Source organism: Erwinia psidii (assembly GCF_003846135.1).
Taxonomy (GTDB): domain Bacteria; phylum Pseudomonadota; class Gammaproteobacteria; order Enterobacterales; family Enterobacteriaceae; genus Erwinia; species Erwinia psidii.
On the sequence record NZ_RHHM01000013.1, the window covers coordinates 111,788 to 129,404 of the forward strand.

Annotated in this window: 16 protein-coding genes and 2 pseudogenes; 7 read left to right on the plus strand and 11 right to left on the minus strand. The window is 49.7% G+C overall.

The window, feature by feature from the left end:
* Window positions 1-4: 4 nt before the first annotated feature.
* From EB241_RS16030 to EB241_RS16040, 3 genes are read right to left on the minus strand one after another with little or no spacing between them, the layout of a single operon-like run.
* On the minus strand, window positions 5-322 hold the full coding sequence (locus EB241_RS16030; protein WP_124234110.1) for a phage tail assembly protein: 318 nt from the start codon (window positions 320-322) through the stop codon (window positions 5-7).
* Between the two features lie 48 nt (window positions 323-370).
* Window positions 371-886: a phage major tail tube protein gene (locus EB241_RS16035; protein ID WP_124234111.1), complete on the minus strand. Its 516-nt coding sequence runs from the start codon at window positions 884-886 to the stop codon at window positions 371-373.
* Window positions 887-2,068, minus strand: coding sequence for a phage tail sheath subtilisin-like domain-containing protein (locus EB241_RS16040; protein WP_124234112.1), 1,182 nt, complete (start codon window positions 2,066-2,068; stop codon window positions 887-889).
* A gap of 150 nt (window positions 2,069-2,218) precedes the next feature.
* Between EB241_RS16040 and EB241_RS16045 the strand changes: the two genes are divergently transcribed.
* Together EB241_RS16045 and EB241_RS16050 are read left to right on the plus strand one after the other, a co-directional pair.
* Window positions 2,219-3,355, plus strand: a complete 1,137-nt coding sequence (locus EB241_RS16045; RefSeq protein ID WP_124234113.1) for a phage late control D family protein — start codon at window positions 2,219-2,221, stop codon at window positions 3,353-3,355.
* Between the two features lie 39 nt (window positions 3,356-3,394).
* On the plus strand, window positions 3,395-3,643 hold the full coding sequence (locus EB241_RS16050) for an ogr/Delta-like zinc finger family protein (RefSeq protein ID WP_124234114.1): 249 nt from the start codon (window positions 3,395-3,397) through the stop codon (window positions 3,641-3,643).
* A gap of 80 nt (window positions 3,644-3,723) precedes the next feature.
* Here the strand turns inward: EB241_RS16050 and EB241_RS16055 are convergent, their stop codons facing one another.
* The 3 genes from EB241_RS16055 to rph all read right to left on the minus strand — a co-directional run bounded on the left by EB241_RS16055 (window position 3,724) and on the right by rph (window position 5,711).
* Window positions 3,724-4,143 carry a hypothetical protein gene (locus tag EB241_RS16055; RefSeq protein ID WP_124234115.1) on the minus strand — a complete coding sequence of 140 codons (420 nt, stop codon included), beginning with the start codon at window positions 4,141-4,143 and terminating at the stop codon, window positions 3,724-3,726.
* A gap of 19 nt (window positions 4,144-4,162) precedes the next feature.
* A complete protein-coding gene (locus EB241_RS16060) occupies window positions 4,163-4,624 on the minus strand; it encodes a hypothetical protein (RefSeq protein WP_233592626.1) in 462 nt (153 codons plus the stop codon).
* A gap of 370 nt (window positions 4,625-4,994) precedes the next feature.
* A complete protein-coding gene (rph, locus tag EB241_RS16065) occupies window positions 4,995-5,711 on the minus strand; it encodes a ribonuclease PH (RefSeq protein WP_124234116.1) in 717 nt (238 codons plus the stop codon).
* Window positions 5,712-5,913: 202 nt separating this feature from the next.
* On the opposite strand from rph, the gene EB241_RS16070 reads away from it, so the two are divergent.
* Window positions 5,914-7,098: a NupC/NupG family nucleoside CNT transporter gene (locus tag EB241_RS16070; protein WP_124234117.1), complete on the plus strand. Its 1,185-nt coding sequence runs from the start codon at window positions 5,914-5,916 to the stop codon at window positions 7,096-7,098.
* A gap of 34 nt (window positions 7,099-7,132) precedes the next feature.
* On the opposite strand, the gene EB241_RS16075 is transcribed toward EB241_RS16070, so the two are convergent.
* The 5 genes from EB241_RS16075 to EB241_RS16095 all read right to left on the minus strand — a co-directional run bounded on the left by EB241_RS16075 (window position 7,133) and on the right by EB241_RS16095 (window position 12,523).
* On the minus strand, window positions 7,133-7,561 hold the full coding sequence (locus tag EB241_RS16075) for a DUF3574 domain-containing protein (protein WP_124234118.1): 429 nt from the start codon (window positions 7,559-7,561) through the stop codon (window positions 7,133-7,135).
* Between the two features lie 221 nt (window positions 7,562-7,782).
* The gene (locus EB241_RS16080) at window positions 7,783-8,910 is read right to left on the minus strand and encodes an ABC transporter permease (protein ID WP_124234119.1); all 1,128 of its coding nucleotides are present in this window, start codon (window positions 8,908-8,910) and stop codon (window positions 7,783-7,785) included.
* Window positions 8,900-9,811 (minus strand): ABC transporter ATP-binding protein, encoded by a 912-nt coding sequence (locus tag EB241_RS16085; RefSeq protein WP_124234120.1) that lies wholly within the window; start codon window positions 9,809-9,811, stop codon window positions 8,900-8,902. The genes EB241_RS16080 and EB241_RS16085 overlap by 11 nt, the downstream gene beginning before the upstream one ends.
* Window positions 9,792-10,793: an HlyD family secretion protein gene (locus tag EB241_RS16090; RefSeq protein WP_124234121.1), complete on the minus strand. Its 1,002-nt coding sequence runs from the start codon at window positions 10,791-10,793 to the stop codon at window positions 9,792-9,794. Before EB241_RS16090 ends, EB241_RS16085 begins: the two co-directional genes overlap by 20 nt.
* Window positions 10,793-12,523: a lysophospholipid acyltransferase family protein gene (locus EB241_RS16095; protein ID WP_124234122.1), complete on the minus strand. Its 1,731-nt coding sequence runs from the start codon at window positions 12,521-12,523 to the stop codon at window positions 10,793-10,795. Before EB241_RS16095 ends, EB241_RS16090 begins: the two co-directional genes overlap by 1 nt.
* Window positions 12,524-12,948: 425 nt before the next feature.
* Between EB241_RS16095 and EB241_RS16100 the strand changes: the two genes are divergently transcribed.
* The 4 genes and pseudogenes from EB241_RS16100 to EB241_RS22075 all read left to right on the plus strand — a co-directional run bounded on the left by EB241_RS16100 (window position 12,949) and on the right by EB241_RS22075 (window position 17,522).
* Window positions 12,949-13,812: a YicC/YloC family endoribonuclease gene (locus EB241_RS16100; RefSeq protein ID WP_124234123.1), complete on the plus strand. Its 864-nt coding sequence runs from the start codon at window positions 12,949-12,951 to the stop codon at window positions 13,810-13,812.
* A 186-nt stretch (window positions 13,813-13,998) separates the two neighbouring features.
* Entirely contained in the window at window positions 13,999-15,258 is a 1,260-nt protein-coding gene (locus EB241_RS16105; RefSeq protein WP_124234124.1) for a tyrosine-type recombinase/integrase, read from the plus strand.
* Window positions 15,259-15,378: 120 nt separating this feature from the next.
* Window positions 15,379-16,409 (plus strand): annotated as a pseudogene (locus EB241_RS16110) (IS630 family transposase).
* Between the two features lie 95 nt (window positions 16,410-16,504).
* Window positions 16,505-17,522 (plus strand): annotated as a pseudogene (locus EB241_RS22075) (IS110 family RNA-guided transposase).
* The last annotated feature ends 95 nt before the right edge of the window (window positions 17,523-17,617 follow it).

Sequence of the window (17,617 nt, forward strand, 5' to 3'; positions counted from 1 at the left end):
AGTGTTACTGATTCTCCGTCTCCGCCTCGTTCGATGCTCCAGACCCCGCAGGCGTCAAAAAAGGGACGAGCGCTTCTGACAGGCTGACGAAATCACGGGTATCCATTTCATTGATTTCGGTCTGTTTGAGGCGTGGTGACGTGACGCGGGTCAGCAGCACTGCCACCGAATCCACATCCATATTCAGCACGTTGACCAGCTTCAGCCCGCGCAGGGAGCCAGCCTGTCTGATCTCATCGTTGATAGCAACCTGTGAGATTGTCTCATTATCACGAACGATTGGTTTCGCCAGCGTAATGGTGTTATCGGTTTTACTGTTCATGGTTAAATGCTCCGGGCGGCACCTGTGCGCCGCCACTTATCAGGTTAATCAGTTACCCATACCCAGCGCAGAGGTAATACGGTCAGGATAGATATTGCTGCCGTCTTTTTTGTAGATAAAGTTCAGCAGGTCAAACTCAAACAGCGGCTTATCGTCGATGGTGAGCCTGTAATAAGTGTTCTTCATGGTGTAGCTGACGGAAGTATCTTCTCCCTGCTTGCTTTCGCCGCCGTCCATTTCGGTGATGCGACCGCGCAGTTCGACCTCAACCAGCAGGCCTTCGCCATCGGTGTAATACTCCCCGGCGAAGCGGAATCGGGTTTCATCAATATCCCCGCAGTAGTTCAGCAGCAGCGACTGAACCAGCCCGCCAACCACCATCGTGGTATCCAGCGCGCCACTGTCCAGACCGAGATCCACCGCAGCGGAGCCAATCATCCCGCCCGCCTGAAAATCTTCAGTCTTGCGCGTCAGCTTTGGCAGCGTCACCGAGGTGACTTTGCCGATGCAGTTGCTGCCGTTCACAAAGCAGGTGAACAGGCGCAGTTTATGAGGAACCGCCATTTATGCACCTCCCAGCGAAGAGAACGCCGATTCAAAGTATTCATCGGTAAAGGTCTGATACAGCGTCAGATCTTCCAGCGGCGGAACCGGCGTATATTTATAACGAATGCGCAATTTTCCCTGGCGCAGATCGGTAGTGCCGTTATCCTCAATATCAAACCAGCATTCACCGCCAATCAGCCTCCCTGATGTGACCAGGGCAGAAATCTTCCCGCTGATACCGCTAACCACGTCCTTGACGTTGGCCGGGGTCAGCGGCTCGTCAGCGGCTTCAAACTGCGCTTCTGCAATGCTGTCAGCCAGAATCTGGGCGGTGCGGGTATAAACCTCAAAGAGGTAATCACTGGTTTCTGTGGTGCGGTTGCCCCAGAACCGGAAGCCGTTACGCTTGATAAGCGTCGTTACCTCCTTGTTGTTCAGCTCGTTCGCGTCGCTGTCTTCAGCCTGAAGCGACCAGAAAACATCCTGTGAAATACCCAGCACGTTGCTGACCGCCACGTTAGACAGCGATTTATGCCAGCCCTGGTCGTTATCAATCAGCGCCCGCAGGCCGCACGCATAGGCCGGAGCCGGAAAGGCTTCATTCACGCCGGTGAGCGGGTTGTACGCGATAAAATCCGGCCAGATAAGCATCAGTTCGCGGTATGCAAATTTTGCCCGGTACGCGATGGCCTCTTTCATCGTTTTGCAGTCATGGCACCCGGCATAGACAAACGCCCGCAGGTTCTGGGCAATCACGCACAGCGCGGAGGTCACTTCTTCCGTATCGTAGCCTGGTGCTGCCAGAATACGCGGGCGATAGCCCGCCTTCTGTTCCGCCGTCAGAAAAGCGTACATGCCGGTATAGCTGCCGTCGTCTGCCGTGCCGCCCATGATGAGCTGCGACTGTGTTTTACCGCCTTCCTCATCCGTTGCTGCCGCCACGCGCACAACGATCACCTTCGGGCTGGTCTGGTCAGCGATGGCTTTCAGCGTTTTGTACAGGGAGCCGGTTTTACCCGCCTTACCCAGCACGTTGTTCACCCGCGTCAATAGTACGGGGGTATTCAGGGGAAAGGTTTCCGCGTCGGCATCATCCGCCACGGCGACAACCCCAATAACACTGGAATCAATGTCATTGATAGCCGTCACCAGGTCGGTATTCTCCCGGACGCGTACACCGTGGAAACGTGTCTCTGACATGTTCACCACCATTATGTTGTTGAGTTCACCCTCATAATCCCCCAGTTCTGCCGTCCACTCACGCTATTACGGGCCTGGCCGGACGGTGACAACAAAAACCGGTTTGGGATCGATCGCGCGCGTGAGATCGTCGCCAGAAAAGGAGAGGATATGGCACTGACAGACCTGGCCGAATCACTGAACAACGCTATCGGCAGTTATAACGACTCGCTGACTGAAGCGGTAAAAAGTCCGGGCTTCAGCGTCACGATGGGCGGCAGGGCGCTGACGCAGCTTGATGAACGAATCATGTCGCTGTCGCTGACGGATAACCGGGGCTTCAATGCCGATCAGCTTACCATTTCCGTTGATGACAGTGACGGGCTGACCGCACTGCCACCACGCGGGGCAGAGCTGGCCGTCTCCATCGGCTGGCTGGGCGAAACGCTGATTTATAAGGGACTGTATACGGTCGATGAGGTTTCCCACGAAGGCCCCCCGGACGTGATCACCGTGACGGCACGCAGCGCTGATTTTCGTGACGAGTTCAACGTAAAACGGGAGGTATCCTGGCATGACGTGACCGTTGAGCGCGTTGTGTCGGCCATTGCGCACCGCTACGGACTGAAGGCGCAGATCAGTGACATGCTGATGGAAATTGAGATTGATCACGCCGACCAGACGCAGGAAAGCGACATGTCTTTCCTGACCCGCATGGCGGAAATGCTGGGCGCTATCGCCACCGTCAAGAACGGCAGTCTGCTGTTTATCCTGCCGGGCGGCGGTGTCACGGCTACAGGCCGCGCACTACCCTCTGCCAGTATCACCCGCAGCAGCGGCGACCGTCACCGTTTTCGCATCGCAGACCGGGACGCCTACAGTGGCGTCCGCGCCTACTGGCTGGATCTCAACTTTGGCAAAAAGAAAAAGGTCAGCGTTAAGCGGCGCAATTCAACGACGGTACAAAAGGAGAAAAGCAGCAGCCGCGAAGGCGACTATATGGAAGGGGCAGACGGTAATATTTATGTGCTGCGTAAGACTTATCAGAATGAGGAGGCGGCAAAACGCGCGGCGGCGGCAAAGTGGCAACAGCTCCAGCGTGGTGCCGCAGAGTTTTCAATCACGCTGGCGCGTGGCCGTGCAGAGCTTTACCCGGAAATGCACGTCACGGTGAGCGGTTTTAAGGATGAAATTGATCATCAGGACTGGATTATTGCCCGTGCCGATCATGCAGTGGATGGCAGTGGATTTACCACCCGGCTGGAACTGGAGGCAAAAATCCCTGACTGGATAGCAGAAAGTGAATAGAATGTCATGGAGTTCAACTCCCACAGGGGAGCCATCATTATGTTCAGATGTCCTTTTTGCGGCGCTATGGCCCGCACCCGTACCAGCCGTAAAATTACCGATATGACTATCCGGCAGTATCATCAGTGCCAGAATCTGGAATGCAGCCGTTCATTCACCACGCTTAACAGCGTGGAACGGGAAGTCACAAAGCGAGCCGGCACCGCGCCGTTGCCGCCTGACTTTATCCCCCGCGATGCGTTTCCGGCTTCACACTATGGCAGGGAACAGTTAAATCTGATGCTCTAGACAGGGGTAATGATGCTGATTGTTCAGGTACTCCTGGACGATCAGCATTATCCATTCATTACATGAAGAGGGCTTTAGTCTTAATTGGTAAGAATGGAGTCTATGCCGCGAATGAGGTCAGGGAAGTAGGTTTGATCAATGAGAGTGCCTCCCTCCAGTGTCCAGCGAGTAAGGATATTGGGAGTAATTTTGAAATTAAAACCAACTGCCAGGAAATTATCATCACTGATAATATCAATATTGAAAGTAGGTACGCGAGGTGCCCAGGTTATGGGCGACGGTTGCTTGTTTTCTGATAGCAACTGATAAAAATATGACAACTTGTCGCGGAGTTCTTCCAGATCAAAAAGACTAAATTCGCATTCACAGGCCAGACTTATTCCTGAACCCTCCGTCTCCAGCCAGCACATAATTAAATCATAGCGCCTGTCCTCAGGTTCTTCGAGTCTTTCAATAAAGGTGAATCGGAATAATGTATCATCTGTTTTTATCTCAAACATACAGTTAACTCTCATATTCTCAATCGTAATGGAATTGCATGATCGTCCAGTCTTTTTCCCTCACCAGTACGTGGAGTCGATAGCGCTCATAAACATACTTCTCTTCTTTGCCCACCATGCGTTTAACCAGCCTGTACATTTCAGTACGGTAAACAAATTGCCCTGCAATTCTTTGGGGATCAGGGCTTCTCGTACCATATCTGATAGCTCTTTCCATAATCATCATTGGTACATAACGGCCAGGGGTATTCATGTGCACAGCCACAGTTTTTGTTACCTTCAGATTCCGTACCGATAAGCCCGCTTTCAGCCTTCCCCGAAGAAAACTTATAGTTGCATGACTTAATTTTGCAGCAAGCGCAACACGTTTACTTGCTTCAAAAAGCGTAAGCCCCGTTCGAAGTATACGGAACACGCCAAAAGCCAGCAGCGCAATATCTGTGGGATCAATCAATGGACTCTCAAGAGGTGCCTCTTCCATCCGCACAAAAATGCCGTCAGTATCGTATATACGCCATAAGCCGGGAGCCTAGTTGACAGAATAGCCAATACACATACCCGTTTGATCATCAAGAATGGGCTGTGAATTATGAGGCCGGTGACGTGGTGGTAGTTCAAAAAACACACCATCGGCAAGGAATGGCCTGATGCTCTGGGTACAGTTAAACGCATCATGCACGCTTTGATTGAAGCGTCCGGCTCTGTAAAAGATGATTTAGTGGCAGTAGAAAAACCCCCGACATACCGGGGATTTTTTCAATGTGGTCATAGTGTGGACACTAGTGGAAATAAATCCTTTTATTTCAACAAAATAATTAACATCAAAGGCGACTCTCAGGTCGCCTTAACAATCAATTCTGCAGTGCGGCTTTCTGCGCGTGAATGAGGGATTCAATGCCACCTCGCGCCAGCGCCAGAAGTTCGAGCAGTTCATCATGACTGAATGGCTCGCCTTCCGCCGTTCCCTGCACTTCTATCATGCGGCCATCTTCGGTCATCACGACATTCATGTCGGTTTCTGCCGCAGAGTCTTCCACATACTCCAGATCACAGCGCGCTTCGCCATCAACGATGCCAACAGAGATGGCAGCAACCATTCCTTTCATCGGATTAGCTTTCAACTTGCCCACAGCGACAAGATGATTCAATGCATCAGCCAGCGCCACGCAGGCACCGGTTATAGATGCAGTACGGGTGCCGCCATCTGCCTGGATCACATCACAGTCAAGGGTAATGGTGAATTCACCCAAGGCTTTCAAATCCAGCGCCGCACGCAGTGAGCGGGCAATCAGACGCTGGATTTCCAGCGTCCGGCCACCCTGTTTGCCTTTTGCGGCTTCGCGGGCATTTCGGCTGTGGGTGGCACGCGGCAACATGCCATATTCGGCAGTCACCCATCCCTGTCCCTGACCTTTCAGGAAACGAGGTACACCTTCTTCAATGGTGGCAGTACACAGCACTTTGGTATCACCAAATTCAACCAGAACTGAACCTTCAGCATGTTTGGTATAGTGGCGGGTCAGGGTTACGGGACGCACCTGATGTGCGCTACGGCCTGCTGGACGCATGGTTTTTCTCCGGCTGGTTAAATCTGCATTGGCAGCGCATTATACGGATTTCCCCGTCGGATGCCTATGGCAGCTATCATCCTTATCATTTCCCCGTCTTTTATAACAGAACAACGCATGTCGCCTTCAGAACAGGTGAAAAGCACAATGATTTGTGGCTAACTGTTGCACTTTACTGCCCTCTTCCTGTGGAAAAACTGATATGCCTGACATTCTTCATTTTCTGTTGGCCCTGGTGGTCATCTTTTGCCTGGCATTGCTGTTCAGTAATGACAGAAAAAAAATCCGCCCACGGGTAATCATTCAGCTGATAGTCATTGAAGCCGCCCTGGCATACTTCTTTCTTCATGCCGCCAGTGGCCTGAGTATGGTTGGCGCCGTTGCTGGTTTCTTCGAAACCTTGCTGAAATTCGCCGCTCAGGGTTCAGAATTCGTCTTTGGTGGGATGAGTGGCCAGGGCCTGGCCTTTATCTTTCTTGGTGTGCTTTGCCCCATCGTCTTTATTTCCGCGTTAATTGGTATCCTGCAACATGTGCGCATTTTACCTTTGTTAATTCGTCTCATCGGCACCGTACTGTCGAAAATAAACGGTATGGGCAAACTGGAATCATTCAATGCTGTCAGCTCATTGATCCTTGGACAGTCTGAAAACTTCATCGCCTATAAAGGTATTCTGGCGGACATTTCACCACGCCGTCTCTACTCCATGGCGGCTGCGGCTATGTCCACCGTTTCCCTGTCCATCGTGGGTGCCTACATGTCGATGATTGAACCGCGCTATGTGGTCGCCGCGCTGGTTCTCAATATGTTCAGCACCTTTATTATTCTGTCGCTGATTAACCCAAGCCAGCCGGGTGACGAACCGGATATCAGGCTGGAAAAGCTGCATGAAGATCAGAGCTTTTTTGAAATGCTCGGTGAGTACATCCTTGCCGGGTTTAAAGTGGCAATGATTATCATGGCAATGTTGATAGGCTTTATCGCCCTGATTGCGGCAATCAACGCCCTGTCATCCGCGCTTTTTGGCATCAGCTTTCAGCAGATCCTTGGCTATGTTTTCTGGCCATTTGCGTGGCTGATTGGCATCCCGGCTCAGGATGCGCTTCGCGCTGCCAGTATTATGGCAACCAAGCTGGTGGCAAATGAGTTTGTGGCAATGATTGAACTGAAAAAGATTGCGACAGAACTGTCTCCTCGTGGACTGGGGATCCTGTCAGTTTTTCTGGTTTCCTTCGCCAATTTTGCGTCGATTGGTATCGTGGCAGGAGCGATTAAAGGGCTGAACGAACAGCAGGGAAATGTGGTTTCCCGCTTTGGTCTGAAGCTGGTTTACGGTTCCACGCTGGTGAGTCTGCTTTCCGCGGCCTTTGCCGGTCTGATTCTGTGATGATTTCCCGGCGCGGTCCCGCGCCGGGTAAATATTAAAACGCCACGCACGTCGGCTGATCAACCCGCATCACCGACTCCTGTTGGAAACGTTGTTTATAGCGGGTTCTTAATGCCTCAATATTCTGCTCGTTTTGCGGCGTGTCGGCATGGATAAGCAGCAACGCTTTGCTTGGTTCACGCGCTACTTTTCCGTCCTGGCCCAGCCACTGTCCTCTGGCATCAAAGACTGTCAGACCATCTTTGAAACGCGGCGTAACATCACCATCAACAAAAGATTGCCATTCAGCAGCGCTGATGTTTGTCCCGTGGGAGCGGCTTAAACCAAAGTAAAGCGTCGTTTGTGTCATCGCGTCACCCGTTTTACACACGGGAGCAGGCATCGGTTTAGGTGGGTGAACGGGCGCGACGCAGCCGCTAAGCGTGCTAACCAACAGAGCGGCAGCCAGGAGTGAGTTTTTCATTGGTATCCTTTTATGGGCTATTTTGCTGTCATCATGTTGCCCTGCGATGTATGGGCAGCACTCAACATCTTAATCACACCGTACTAAAACACCAGAGATGACGGCTGATTTATCAGTACCAGACCAACAAAAAACGCCGGGACAGATTAAGCTGTTTCGCCCTGCCCATCGCCTTACTCCGTCTACAGCCATTGCCCTCGCCACACCCGGCCTGAAAACAATCAGTCCAGCGTCTGCCGCCAGGTTTTCAGCCCGATACCCGTCACCAGCACAGCGAGTCCCAGTAAAAAGAGGAGATCGGGCAACAGTGCGGTGAATGAATAACCTTTCAGCATGATCCCTTTTACCAGCCGAATGAAGTACGTCAGCGGTAAACAGGAACCAATGGCCTGGGCCCAGACAGGCATACTGATAAAGGGACTGATAAAACCGGAGAGCATGACAGAAGGAATAAAATAAAATGAAGACATCTGTAGCGCCTGGAGCTGATTCTGCGCCAGGCTGGAAATGGTAATGCCAATTGACAGGCAGAGAAAAATATAAATTATCAGCACCACAAACAGCAGGAGCACGTTACCAGGTAACGGAATGTCAAAGAGAAAAATGGCGCACCCCAGAATAATCACTGACTGAAAAAGCCCGATAAGCACATAAGGCGTGATTTTTCCCACCACCACTTCCAGACCCGTAACCGGGGAAATCAGCAGATTTTCAATGGCACCATTTTCACGTTCACGGGTGATTGCCAACGCCGTCATCAAAATCATCGTAGTACTGAGAATCGAACCAATTATCCCAGGGATGGTGTTGTATTGAGTAATCCCTTCCGGGTTGAACATTCGGTGAATGATCAGTTCAAAATTATCGCTTTGCTCGTTGCGAAGGGATTCTGGCAGGTCGTGCTCAAACATTGATGTGGAAGCCTGAACGATCGCACTCAACGCATTACCGGTGGCGATGGGATCTATTGCATCCGCCTGAATCAACAACGGCGGTTTTTCTCCGCGCAGTAATTTTTTCGTAAAGCCATCAGGGATGGTCACAATAAACATAACGTTGCCCTGCCTGAATGCTTTTTCTGCTTCGTCAGCTGAGGAAAAGGGCTGCATGGCGAAATAATCCGTATTCTGTGCCGCCGTGACAAATACCTCGCTGAACAGCCCGGTGTCATAGTTAAGCAACGCGGTGGGAATATTTCTGGCATCCATATTCACGGCATAGCCCAGTATAACCAGCTGAAAAAGCGGCGTGAGAAAAACCATACTCAAACTTATTTTGTCACGACGTAATTCGTGAATCTCTTTAATCACCACGCCAAGCCAGCGCGTCCAGCAAAAATTAATTATCATGTTGCTTCATCAACCAGGTAAAGGCATCTTCCAGATTAGTCGCCACTTTGGCGCACTCATATTCATCTGAAACCACCTGAGAAAAAACCGTCCGCAGTTGTGCTTCATCACGCGCGGTAACATAAAGTGCATTGCCAAAAATTACCGTCTGCTCAACCACCGGAAAACGCTGTAGCTGGCTTTCCAGTGTGCTGAGACCCCTGCCGCGGACCTGCATAGTAGTCAACTGCTGTGCCTGAATGATCGACTCGATAGTTCCGTTAGCAAGAAGTTCACCGCTGGAAAGATAAGCAACTTTATGACAGCGTTCTGCTTCATCCATGTAATGCGTACTCACCAAAATAGAAATACCCTCACCCGAAAGCTGATGAAGCGTCTGCCAGAATTCACGGCGGGCTTTCGGATCAACCCCGGCGGTCGGTTCATCCAGAAATAAAACGTCTGGCTGATGAAGCAGACAGGCTGCCAACGCCATTCTTTGCTTCCATCCCCCAGAAAGTTCCCGTGCCAGCTGATGCTGACGTGCCAGCAGTCCCAGATCATCAAGCGTCTGCTCAACGCGTTGCTTACGCCGTTCCAGATTATGAAGTCTGGCGATAAACAACAGATTTTCCCGGATGCTGAGGCTCCCCCACATGGAGAAGTGCTGGGTCATATAGCCGATACGTTTTTTAATCTTTTCACGCTGGGTGAAAATATCCATTCCCAAACACTGTCCACTCCCTGAATCCGGCGTAATGAGGCCACACATCATTCTTATCGATGTCGTTTTTCCACTGCCATTTGGCCCAAGAAAACCATAGATCTCCCCTTTCCCAATCCGCAAAGAGAAATCTTTAACAACATGTCGATTACCAAAGTGCTTATTGAGATCTTTTACATCAATGCAAAACTGGGTCATCAGTCACGATCTCCACCCTCACCGGTAAGCCCGGCTTTACCAAACTTGCCTGCTGATTGTATTCAGGCACGGCTTCCACCATGAACAGCAGTTTTTCCCGGCGTTTACTGCTGTAAATCACCGGAGGGGTATATTCTGCTTCCGGGCTAATGTAGTTGAGCAACCCCGGAACAAATCCTGAATAACCATCGAAATAAATCCTGACTTTCATCCCGGTTTTCAATGCTCCTGCTATCTTTTCCGGGACGAAAAACCGCATTTTTACATTTCCCTCAGGCAACAAACTGACTATTGGTCGCCCTGCCGCTGGTCGCTCACCCGGACGATAAAGAATGTCAAAAACCTGCGCTGCCTGGGGAGCCACGATTTCCAGCTGCCGGAGATCCCAGTCGGCTTTATCCCGCTGCACCTTCGCGGACTCGACTAATGCTTGCTGCCGCTGAATCTCAGCCTGGCGAGAAGGCAACTGCTTAGCTTCAAGCTGATGGAGCAATTCATCGACCAGCGCCTGTTTCTGGGCATAATCCTCTCTGGCACTCTCCCATTCGGTTGCAGATACTACTTTGGTGCGAAAAAGCGCCTGATATCTTTCAAGCTGGTTTTTTGCAAGATTCGCCGCCGAGCGGGCTTTCTTTAATTGCGAGCGGATAACATTCAGTTCAGCGGGACGCTCACCTGATTGCATATTACGTAGTGTCGCTATTTCCGCCTGGTAGTTTTTCTCCGCTTTCTTCAGGGCATTTTCTGCGGTAAAGCTTTCCATTTTTACCAATACCTGTCCGGCCTTAACCCTATCTCCCTTATTGACCAGTAAAGTATCTACTTTTCCGGTCTCGCTCAGCGCCAGATAGACAAAATCCCCATAGGAGTAGCCAGAAAAAATAAGTGAGTTGGTATAATCACACCCGCTCAAACCTATTAAGAAAAAGACTAAAAAACCTCTCAGTTTTATTTTGATAAAGATCCCTGGAGTTATATTCATTATTGGTTATCATTCCTGTTTTTCTTTATAAGATAATGGGTTTTATACATCCTTTTAAGCTTCTCAATTTTGCATAAATTAAGCCCAGCCACGGAGTTAAAATTTTCATCTTCAATAAAACTGAGCAGTTTTGAACCGCCCGGCTTGTACCATTTCGCAGCCTGCTTATAAGGCCACGGCAATTCATACCCTGAATCTCTCAGTTTCTTATTTAGCAATATCCAGTCTTTTTCATAATCATTGCCATCAAACAGGCCAGACATCTGGTTGTCTTCAGACAGGCATTTTCTGTCATAGCGATACGCCTGCTCAACCTCTCCTGAAAACCAGGTTGAATAAAAAGCGATAATAAGTTGCTTACTTTCTCTGGAGAAACGGCCTGGAATGGACAATACACCAAGTAAATTTTCAGCCTGTGGGTAGCGTTGAATAAAACTAAAAATACCTTTCCATAATGCATCCAATGCATTGCTCTTTTGGTAATGCTGCTGAATAAATCCACGACCAACTTCAATACTTTTTTCCAGCTGTGGGATGAACTCATGCTGATACCTGAACAGGCTGTAGCTATAGAGGCCATCGACGCCTCTTTTGGCTAATTGCTCTGCGGCCGGAGTAAGTCGGTAGGCACCCAAGATTTCAAGTGCCGCCGGATCCCACAGCACAATGTGGTGGTAATAACGATCAAAAGGGTCAGTATCACAGCGACGACCAGTTCCGGCGCCGATGGCCCGGTAAGAAATTTCCCTGAGTCGGCCCAGCTCATGAATAACCGGCGACCAGCCCTCCCCCTGGTACTGAAAGAGCAACACCACTTTTCCATCGCTGAGCCTTTCCAGAACCTCACTCTGGCTGAATGCCATAAGAAGCTCTTCTCTGGGAACAGGCCTGGTCAAAGGAGGATAGCAGGGTAATAATGCAGGCTGGTTTCTGCCAACTCTGAATAAATGTTCCCTCAATATGGCTGTAGTGCCAGCGTAATCTTTCTTTTTGTCAGTTTTATCAAGGTTTTCCAATTGATCCAAAAACACCTGAGGGCCTATCTTCAGGCACATCTTGCGACCCTTATGCCGAACAATTTCACGAAAAACCGTCAGGTTAGAAAGAGGACGCCAGATGAATGCTGTCAGATAGTACCAAAAACTGTTTTTCCCTCTGATATGAACCGGCACCAGCACCGCCTGATGTTTTTCAGCCAACCTGACAAATCCTTCCTGCCAGCGAGACTCTTTAAGGCCAAAAAATGTAAAGCTGGCAAGACGCCCGGCAGGACAGATGATCAATACGCCCCCCTTCATCAGGTGATCGTTCATTTCTTTCAGTTGCCGGTGCCCCATCTTTCCCTGCATATTTTTGATACCAATGATGATCTCACCGGCTTCAGGAAACATTACTTTTAAAACATGATTCGCAACAATCTTGATATCTTTCCTGACTCTGGCTACGGTATTTATCAGAGCCAGGCCATCCATGACTGACGGATGGTTTGATATAACGATTGCTGGTCCCTTTACCGGAACATTGTCAAAATCGCCATAATGTGTTTCACAACGAATTTGCAGTGCTTCAAATACAGACTCAATCCAGGATACACCCAGAACCCCGGAACATGGCATTAATAACGATAAGAGTTTTTTTTCCCCTATAGCCCATGCAATTAACCTTCTGGCTCGATCTGAAAATGATTTCCCTGGGAAAAACTCCTCAATTATTTTGCCTGAATTATCCATATTTCATCCTCAGATTATCTTTATTCTCAAGGTAAAACCAATACTTTATTAAACAGTATAGGAAAAATTAATCATCTACTTACAACGGCATGCATAATAAAATAACAGAACAAGAGACATCGTTTCACTAAAAAAATTTACTTTTTATTTTTGGTGTTTTGATCTGAAGCAAAAAAAAATCCAACGATTAATAACGCAATATATATCAAGAAGAATATAGAAAAATTAAATTAAAAATAAACAATTTATAGTATATTGCTTCCATATATGATGCTGACATATTTATAATTTCGCTTCCCCTTATAGGATAAAAAATCACCTTCCGAACATAGCGACAAAACAAATTGGCATTTATCCAGGATTTGTCATCAAACCTGTTGTCTCGCTATAATCCACCTATCTTTCTCTGGAAATGGGGACACATAATGATCCGCAGTATGACAGCCTACGCACGGCATGAAGCCAAAGGCGAATGGGGCAACGCCGCCTGGGAGCTTCGTTCTGTAAACCAGCGCTACCTGGAAACTTACATCCGCCTGCCTGAACAGTTTCGTGGTCTGGAACCGGCGATACGTGAACGGATACGTCACCGACTGACGCGCGGAAAAATTGAATGTAACCTGCGTTTTGATGCCGATCCTCATGCACAAAGCAAACTGGTATTAAATGAAAAGTTGGCTATTCAACTTGTACAGGCCGCAAATTGGGTAAAGATGCAGAGTGATGAGGGTGAAATTAATCCGCTTGATATTTTGCGCTGGCCTGGCGTGATGTCTGCGGAAGAGCAGGATCTTGATGCAATATCATCAGAATTGTTAAAAGCGCTTGATGCCACACTCAATGACTTTATCACATCACGCGAAACCGAAGGCGCGGCGCTGAAAACACTGATCGAGCAACGGCTAAAAGGTGTCAGCACCGAAGTGGAAAAAGTACGTTCGCAGATGCCTGATGTATTGAAATGGCAGCGTGAGCGGCTGGTCAGTAAGCTGGAAGACGCGCAGGTTCAGCTGGACAGCAACCGTGTGGAACAGGAACTGATCATGCTGGCTCAACGCATGGATGTTGCCGAGGAGCTGGATCGCCTGGAAGCGCATGTGAAAGAGACTTACAACATTCTTAATAAGAAGGAAGCCGTTGGTCGCCGCCTCGACTTTATGATGCAGGAATTTAACCGCGAAGCAAACACGCTGGCCTCAAAATCCATTAATGCCGAGGTAACCGCCTCTGCCATTGAGTTAAAAGTGCTGATTGAGCAGATGCGCGAGCAGATTCAAAACATAGAGTGAAAAAACAATAAGATTCAACCACTACCAAAAAACCATAAAGCCCGCATAAGAGCGGGCTTTTTTGTTGTCATAAGCTATTATTAAGGAGCAACAAAGCGCATGATTGCCATGTACACTTGGGTGTACCCCTAAGCAAAAGGTGTGCCAATCAAGGTGTACACCACTAATTGAGATTCAGACGGAACGATGGCAAAGCTCACAGATATGCAGATCCGAGCATGGATAAAAGCAGGGGAACGATTTGAAGGACGTTCAGACGGCAACGGACTTTATCTTTCCTATCGGGAAAATTACCAAACACCCGTCTGGCGCTTCCGGTATAAATTTTCTGGAAAGTCACGGGTAATGATGATCGGTTCATATGCCGAGTTATCGTTAGCAAAAGCACGGGTGGCAGTTAAAGAGCTTTCTGCCCGTGTTGCCCTGGGTTATGACGTGGCCGGAGAGAAACAGGAGCGCAAGTCCGAAGCGCTGGAGAAGATGGAGCAGGAGAAACACGCGCTGCGAGTGTCAGCACTTGCCGCCGAATATTTTGAGCGCCAGATCCTGCCTCGCTGGAAACACCCGGACATATTGCGCCGCCGTATCGACAAAGATATAAATCCATCGATCGGCCACATGAAGGTAGAGGACGTAAAGCCCCGCCACATTGACGACATGTTGAAAAGCATTGTTGATCGTGGAGCACCGACCATAGCAACCGACGTTCTGAGATGGACGCGGCGCATATTCGATTACGGCATTAAGCGCCATGCGCTGGAGATTAACCCCTGTTCGGCCTTTGAGGTTTCTGATGCTGGCGGGAAAGAGATAGCACGTGACCGATGGCTATCGCGTGACGAACTGATCCGGCTGTTCCAGGCTATGCGAACCGCTAAGGGGTTTAGCAGACAAAATGAACTCACGTTCAAATTGCTGTTAATACTATGTGTTCGCAAGATGGAATTATGCGCCGCCCGCTGGGAAGAATTCGACTTTGACGCCGCTATCTGGCACCTACCAGAGGAACGCAGCAAAAACGGTGATGCTATCGATATCCCATTACCGCCACCATCTGTTAATTGGCTGCGAGAACTTCACTCATTCTCCTGCAACAGCGCCTGGGTCCTCCCTGCCCGGAAAATGCAGCACCGTATGATTCCCCACATTCAGGAAAGCACCCTGCCCGTCGCGCTGGCAAAGGTACGGGCAGAAATGCCGGACGTGCCAAACTTTACTATTCACGATTTCCGGCGCACTGCACGAACTCACCTTGCAGCGTTGGGGGTTGATCCGGTGGTTGCGGAACGTTGTCTTAACCATCGCATAAAAGGGGTGGAGGGCATTTACAACCGGCACCAATACTTTGATGAACGCAAAGCAGCTTTGGCGCAGTGGGCCTCTTTGCTGGTGGCTCTGGAACGCGGTGAAGAATACAACGTATCACCAATCAGGAAAGCGACTTAACCGGACTGATTGAGTCTAAATAAGCGTTCCAAATAGTAGATCACTTTAGGGGAACTCAGCCCGGATTGTGCGAGTCTTTTCAATCGCCAAAAAGAAACAAACCACCAACCGGACTGAGCGATGCCGATCATAACACCCATCCCCCGCACTGAACGACGCCTGATGCAGAAAACTATCCATAAAACGCGTGACAAAAATCATGCACGCAGACTCACTGCCCTGCTGATGTTGCACCGGGGCGATCGTGTCAGTGACGTAGCCAGAACGCTCTGTTGCGCCCGTTCATCCGTCGGCCGCTGGATTAACTGGTTCACGCTGTCAGGAGTTGAAGGCCTGAAATCATTACCCGCAGGACGTTCCCGTCGCTGGCCATTTGAGCATATCTGCACATTATTACGTGAACTGATAAAACACACGCCGGGCGATTTTGGTTATCAGCGTTCCCGCTGGAGTACGGAACTGATGGCAATAAAAATCAGAGAGATAACGGGCTGCTGTCTGCATGCTTCTACGGTGCGTCGCTGGTTACCCGCCGCCGGTCTGGTGTGGCGTAGAGCCGCGCCCACACTGCATATTGCGACCCGCACAAAGATGAAAAAATGGCGGCAATCCACAAAGCGCTGGACGAATGCAGTGCAGAGCATCCGGTGTTTTACGAAGATGAGGTGGATATCCATCTCAATCCTGAAATCGGTGCAGACTGGCAGAGACGGGGCCAGCAGAAACGCGTTATCACGCCGGGGCAGAACGAAAAATATTATCTGGCGGGAGCACTCCACAGCAGTAGCGGCCGGGTCAGTTATGTGGGTGGCAGCAGTAAAAGTTCGGAGCTGTTCATCACCCTGCTAAAGCACCTGAAAGCGACTTACCGGCGGGCAAAAACCATCACGTTAATCGTTGATAACTATATTATTCACAAGAGCAGAGAAACGCTGCGTTGGCTGAAGCGCAATCCAAAGTTCAGAGTCATTTATCAACCTGTTTACTCGCCGTGGGTTAATCACATTGAAAGGCTATGGCAGGCGCTGCACGAAACTATCACCCGGAATCATCAGTGCCGGTCAATGTGGCGGTTGTTGAAAAAAGTACGCCACTTTATGAAAACCGTCAGTCCGTTCCCGGGTGGCAAACACGGACTGGCAAAAGTGTAGCGGTATTAGACGCTAATGAAATGGACACCTCCTCATACCGGCTTCAGTGAGCCATTCTGTAAGTGCAAACCAACAGCAAAATAAAGAGGTGTCCAGTGGAACAAATTATCGGAATTGATCTGGCAAAGCGAGTTTTTCAGGTGCATATCTTGTCTGCTCAGGGCGAAAGAAAAGCAAATAAAATGATTACCCGCGAAAAACTGATGGCCTTTATTGCTCAGCAACCCCCATCCCGCATTGTGATGGAAGCCTGTGGCAGTGCAAATTACTGGTCGCGTCAGTTCAGGCAATACGGACATGAAGTTAAACAAATCAGTCCGCAGTATGTGGCTCCCTTCCGGATGGGAAGTAAAAACGATAAAAATGATGCCACAGCAATTGTCGAGGCTGACAGTCGTCCGGGCATGCGTTATGTGCCGGAAAAAAGTGCTGAGCAGCAGGATATTCAGTGTCTGCACCGGGTGCGCCAGCGGCTGATGAAAAACAAAACCGCGCTACCAGATACGGGGACTGGGCCTGGAATACGGTATAGCGATACCGGAAGGCGCTCATAAGATCATGGTCTGTTTGCCGGAGCACCTGGAGGATGCGGAAAATGAACTCACCACGCTCAGCCGACAGTTATTTCACGAAATGTTGCAGGAACTGCAAAGTGGTCAGCAGCGGATAAATGAGCTGGACGTGCGCCTTGCCCACATAAGTAAACAAAATGAAGATACTGTCAGGCTGGAAAGTATTCCCGGTATCGGGCCACTGGGGGCATCGGCGCTGACGGTATCACTGGGTGACGGCGGTGATTTTCAACATGGCCGACACTTTGCCAGTTACCTGGGTCTGGTGCCAAAAGAGCACAGCAGCGGCGGTAAGGTCAGACTGATGGGGATAACGAAACGCGGGGACAGTTACCTGCGGGGGGTACTTATCCACGGTGCCCGTTCAGTGGTTTACCGGGTAATGAAGTTGCCGGATGAAAGGTGCAGTCGCCTTCAGCTATGGCTGAAAGGAATAGTGGCACGTAGCGGTGTGAATAAAGCGATAGTTGCGCTGGCCAATAAAAATGCCCGGATAGCGTGGGCACTGGTAAGCCATAAAACAGGCTATGTAGCGAAGTAGGGTTGTTATAAATATATGCAAAGTCAATAAGTTGAAGTGCTGACAGGTAGAACCGACTCTCTGTGAACCTGACAAATAGCTGGGCTGTAGCAAGT